Source organism: Vibrio sp. 1F169 (assembly GCF_041439605.1).
Classification (GTDB): domain Bacteria; phylum Pseudomonadota; class Gammaproteobacteria; order Enterobacterales; family Vibrionaceae; genus Vibrio; species Vibrio tasmaniensis_A.
In genome coordinates this window covers 1-4,067 of record NZ_JBGOOI010000135.1, presented here as the reverse complement: position 1 = coordinate 4,067, position 4,067 = coordinate 1, and the positions used below count along the sequence as shown (strand labels likewise).

Here is a 4,067-nt window from a genome sequence, read left to right as displayed (position 1 = left end):
AAAACATCTTGAATCCAAACAGAGTGCAGGAGTACTTGAAGTGCTTGCGTGATATAGCTATCATGAAAGGACTTAACGGGGCTAATCGTTTAAGTATTCCGAAATAAACCACCTTGCAGGGTGGTTTTTTCACATCTAGGGAAAGAGATTAATCCCAAAAGCGATTGATCTCAATGATCCTTTTGACCGGTCATAGCTTTCCCCTCCCAAAAGGGAGGCTTTTTGATGTCTTATCTAGATTCAAATTAAGTAGATAAACTCTTAATCAATACCTAATTCATCATGATAATTACAAAGCGTACTTTTAAAAAAGTTTGATTTGAAAGGTAGATTTCTTTTTTGGGCTCGAACATAAGAGTCAACATATCTCTTAAATTCCTTACCTATCTTAAACTCATTGTCGTTAAGTATGGTTTTTTGGGAGTTGTCAGACAATGGATAATTAGAAGATAAGTCTTTACTTTGATCTTCTAAGAGCAAAGCTTTTTGATAGTCCAAACCTCGATAACACAGCCCCCTCTTCGCCTCAGTAACGGTATCTGTAATAAATGCAGTAGGGGCTCCACCAATTTTGATCGCTTTACCATTTAAGTGATCTAATTTAGTTCTAAGAGGCACAGCGAAATAGAGGCCTTTATATTCAATTTCAGCAACACAGTACCCTCGACCTTTATCAATTAAGACTTCAGGCAATCCCTTAGTCTTATCAACAAACTGACTACTTAATCTATTAAACTTCAATGTTATCTCCCTCCAAAAACAAAAAGCCCACCTAATGGTGGGCTTTTCACGTAAAGATTCATTCAAAAAGCACTTGTTCATTCTACGAGGAGGATACTAGCCACCACGAATCATTCAAAGGATACTTGTTCATTCTACGAGGAGCACATCCGACACCACGACTCTTTACCCTATAATAATACACAACGACATTACAAAAGTACACTAAAGGCCGCCACTGGCGACCTTTTATTTATTGTTCGTGACACACACTTTATGTAAAAAATGGCAACTAAACCGGATCGGCTAAGTATGGTTTGTCTTGCTTAACATATGGCTTAAATTCCGCATGTGTTAAGACTGTTTTTCCTAATTCTTTTTTAGCTCTTGGACCGGTATGTTCTCTTAGATACTCTCGGTTATTAATCGACTGAGATTTTTCTACCAACTCAAGATGACGATTTAACTCATAATCTTCTGAAAAATTTACATGTTCTGAATCTTTCATAATAAAGCCAACAAATAGAATGCAGTGCAACATTACACCTACCATAGATATATGGATTAAAATATACATTTCAAGGTGTTCATTATTCCTATTATGGTAAATGATTACTTTGTATTACAATGTAATCATCGTAATACAGGAGACTTACCATGCCATCTATGTCAGTCAGAATTCCAGAAGATATCGAACAAAAACTAACACTACTTGCAGAGTCCACAGGGCGAACAAAGTCATGGATTACCAACCAAGCAATTCAAGATTACCTAGTTCGTGAGCTTTGGCAGATTAATGAAATCAAAGACGCTCTGAATGAAGCTGATTCGGGACAGTTTGCCAATAAAAAAGAAGTGCAGGATGCATTCTCTAAGTGGGGCGTGAATGCAGATTAAGTGGCTTAAAAAAGCCTTAGTCAACCTAGAACAGTCCGCGGAGTATCTACACGAGCACAACCCACGATCATCACGTGAGTTTGTTCAAGAGGTCTATGACTTAACAAACCTCCTAAAAACAAATCCAGCTATGGGGCGAACAGGCCGAGTGTTTGGAACAAGAGAACTTGTCCTAAATAAGTATCCCTACCTCATACCTTATCGAGTCAAAAATAACTGTATTGAGATTTTAAGAGTATTCCCTACTCGCATGTCTCAACCTGAATTCTGGTAGCAATAGTTTGATTCCAATAACGAAAAAAACCTCCGTTTTGGAGGTTTTTTTGTGTCTAAATCAGGGTTCGCACTAAGTGTCGTTATGGTAAATCGACCACCTACGCACAACGGGGGTTATGTTTTATTACCAATATTCTCAAATAACGTTCGACCAACAAAATCAGCACCGAACTTAGAAAAATGTCCTTTATCCGTATAAACCACCTGTCCATCACTTACAGTAAAACAGCTGCCACTTTCACACAAAGACTCAGTTACATCTAAGAATGTATAATTTAGATTTGATTTATTATCTTTTAAAATTTGTCCTATAGGATTACCTTTTAGTGGTTCTTTCAAATCTGTAACACTTTCTCCAGATAAAAGTAAGTCTGCTACAGTTTTAAATGGGGCGATGTCAGCACCTTGGTTGTTACCTACAACATAGACTTTATGTCCTGATTCACTAGCAACCCTGATCAAGTCGTTTAATTGCTTCAACATGGTCTGAACATCAATCAAAACTTTATCATTAGACTCTCTACTAACAACTACTCTTTCATCACTTCCCCCCCAACTTCTGGAGATTATGACCGATTTATTTTTGTGCTCTCTCAAAAAATTAATTTCATCTTGATACCGAAACTTACATAAATCATCACTTTTATTAAAAAAGTCTCGCGTAGAATAACAACCATCAACGGCTAAACTAGCGACCTTCATTTCGCTATTTTTAAAGTAGGAATAATAGTGTCGAGCATAACTATCACCTATAAGAACCACATCAAAGTCAGATAAGTCCGAGTTTAAAAACACAGGCTCTCTACCTTTCCCATAAAGCCCTAAATGCCCTTCATATTTATCTCTAAAGGCCTGCTTAGATAATTCATAGTCAGCCGGAAGATTATTTATACCGTTTGTTAAGGACGCAATATAAGAAATAGAAAGTACAGCAATTAAATATATCAATGGCTTAAAATTTAAAATCCCCATCAAACTTTCTAGGTTTGTACTCTTTGAATTTTCAATAAACCTATAACTCCCCCACCCAAAAAGTACAGAAAGAGGAACTCCCACCAAAAACCAGTTACTTATTGAAAAATAGACACCAAAAACAACAACAGGCCAATGCCATAGATAGATCGAATATGAGCACTTACCTAAGTATTGAAAAGCTTTGTTGTTAGTAACTAGACTAGATTGTTGATTCGCAACAATGACTAGATAAGCTCCAAGAACAGGAAGCAAAGCAAAGTGACCAGGCCATGGTACATCACTAGATACAAAAGCATATGAAGCGAAAATTAGTGCTAAACCTATAACTTCTGTTAGTTTATTTGTGCTTTCTGATAAACGCCAAGGATAAAGAAAGGCCACACCACCCATCATCATTTCCCACGCCCTTGTAGGAAGAAGATAGTAAGCTGGATTTGGCCACTTCATTGTTGCAACAACACTTAAACCAAAACCTAAAATCGTTCCAATTACGATTAATCGTTTTAAGTTTTCTAAAGATAAGAGTTTCTTGAGTGCTACTAAAACGATTGGATAGATAATGTAAAACTGCCACTCAACCGACAATGACCATGTATGTAGTAACCACTTCTCATGTGATGCAACATCAAAGTAACCAGACTCCCTCCAATATACAAAATTAGAGAAAAACCACAAACTCCCATTCACATGTCTATGTATCTTTACTTGATCTAAAACATTGATATAAAAGTAAGAAAATACAGTAACAACCAAGCATAAAACCGCAAGAGCAGGGATAATTCGGTTTGCACGAGCCACATAAAAATTAAAGAGATTGAAGTTGTTATTCTCAAACCCTCTGAAAATTATTCCAGTCATCAAGAAACCGGAGATAACAAAGAATACATCTACACCTGCGAAGCCACCAGGAACCCAAGCAGGGTTAAAATGGAAAAGAACCACTGCGATCACTGCAATTGCTCTTAATCCATTAATGTCATACCTAAAATTCATCACAATCACTCAAAATAAAAACTGCGGGTATTGTAAAGGCAAGGCAAGGCAAGGCAAGAAATAAAGGGTAGAGTGGTAAATGATGTTAGTGCAAGTTAGTAATGTCACATAACTCTCCCAGATAGAAATGTCACAATTGTCCGAAACATTTTTTGTCAATCCCATTTTAAAATGTCCTCTTTTCTCCCAAATAGAAATGTCACCTT

General features: G+C 36.8%; 6 protein-coding genes. 2 read left to right on the top strand and 4 right to left on the bottom strand.

The features are described 5' to 3' along the window. Positions 1–261: 261 nt before the first annotated feature. Positions 262–741 (bottom strand): hypothetical protein, encoded by a 480-nt coding sequence (locus ACED53_RS22950; RefSeq protein ID WP_133153724.1) that lies wholly within the window; start codon positions 739–741, stop codon positions 262–264. 271 nt (positions 742–1,012) lie between these two features. Continuing rightward, positions 1,013–1,228, bottom strand: a complete 216-nt coding sequence (locus ACED53_RS22945; protein WP_102579866.1) for a hypothetical protein — start codon at positions 1,226–1,228, stop codon at positions 1,013–1,015. A gap of 149 nt (positions 1,229–1,377) precedes the next feature. Here ACED53_RS22945 and ACED53_RS22940 point away from each other — a divergent pair, with 149 nt between their 5' ends. Together ACED53_RS22940 and ACED53_RS22935 are read left to right on the top strand one after the other, a co-directional pair. Then, complete coding sequence (locus ACED53_RS22940) at positions 1,378–1,617, top strand: CopG family ribbon-helix-helix protein (protein WP_102457629.1); 240 nt, start codon at positions 1,378–1,380, stop codon at positions 1,615–1,617. Next, complete coding sequence (locus ACED53_RS22935; RefSeq protein ID WP_102579863.1) at positions 1,607–1,891, top strand: type II toxin-antitoxin system RelE/ParE family toxin; 285 nt, start codon at positions 1,607–1,609, stop codon at positions 1,889–1,891. The genes ACED53_RS22940 and ACED53_RS22935 overlap by 11 nt, the downstream gene beginning before the upstream one ends. A 116-nt stretch (positions 1,892–2,007) precedes the next feature. Here ACED53_RS22935 and ACED53_RS22930 read toward each other — a convergent pair whose 3' ends face one another. Together ACED53_RS22930 and ACED53_RS22925 are read right to left on the bottom strand one after the other, a co-directional pair. Further along, complete coding sequence (locus tag ACED53_RS22930) at positions 2,008–3,861, bottom strand: acyltransferase family protein (RefSeq protein ID WP_102579864.1); 1,854 nt, start codon at positions 3,859–3,861, stop codon at positions 2,008–2,010. A 9-nt stretch (positions 3,862–3,870) separates the two neighbouring features. After that, on the bottom strand, positions 3,871–4,067 hold a 197-nt coding region (locus tag ACED53_RS22925; RefSeq protein ID WP_371715317.1), incomplete at its 5' end, for a hypothetical protein.

Bases quoted from the DNA above. Each gene is read 5' to 3' on its own strand.
- ACED53_RS22930 (WP_102579864.1), bottom strand. From the start codon at position 3,861: ATGAATTTTAGGTATGACATTAATGGATTAAGAGCAATTGCAGTGATC.
- ACED53_RS22945 (WP_102579866.1), bottom strand. From the start codon at position 1,228: ATGAAAGATTCAGAACATGTAAATTTTTCAGAAGATTATGAGTTAAAT.
- ACED53_RS22940 (WP_102457629.1), top strand. From the start codon at position 1,378: ATGCCATCTATGTCAGTCAGAATTCCAGAAGATATCGAACAAAAACTA.
- ACED53_RS22935 (WP_102579863.1), top strand. From the start codon at position 1,607: ATGCAGATTAAGTGGCTTAAAAAAGCCTTAGTCAACCTAGAACAGTCC.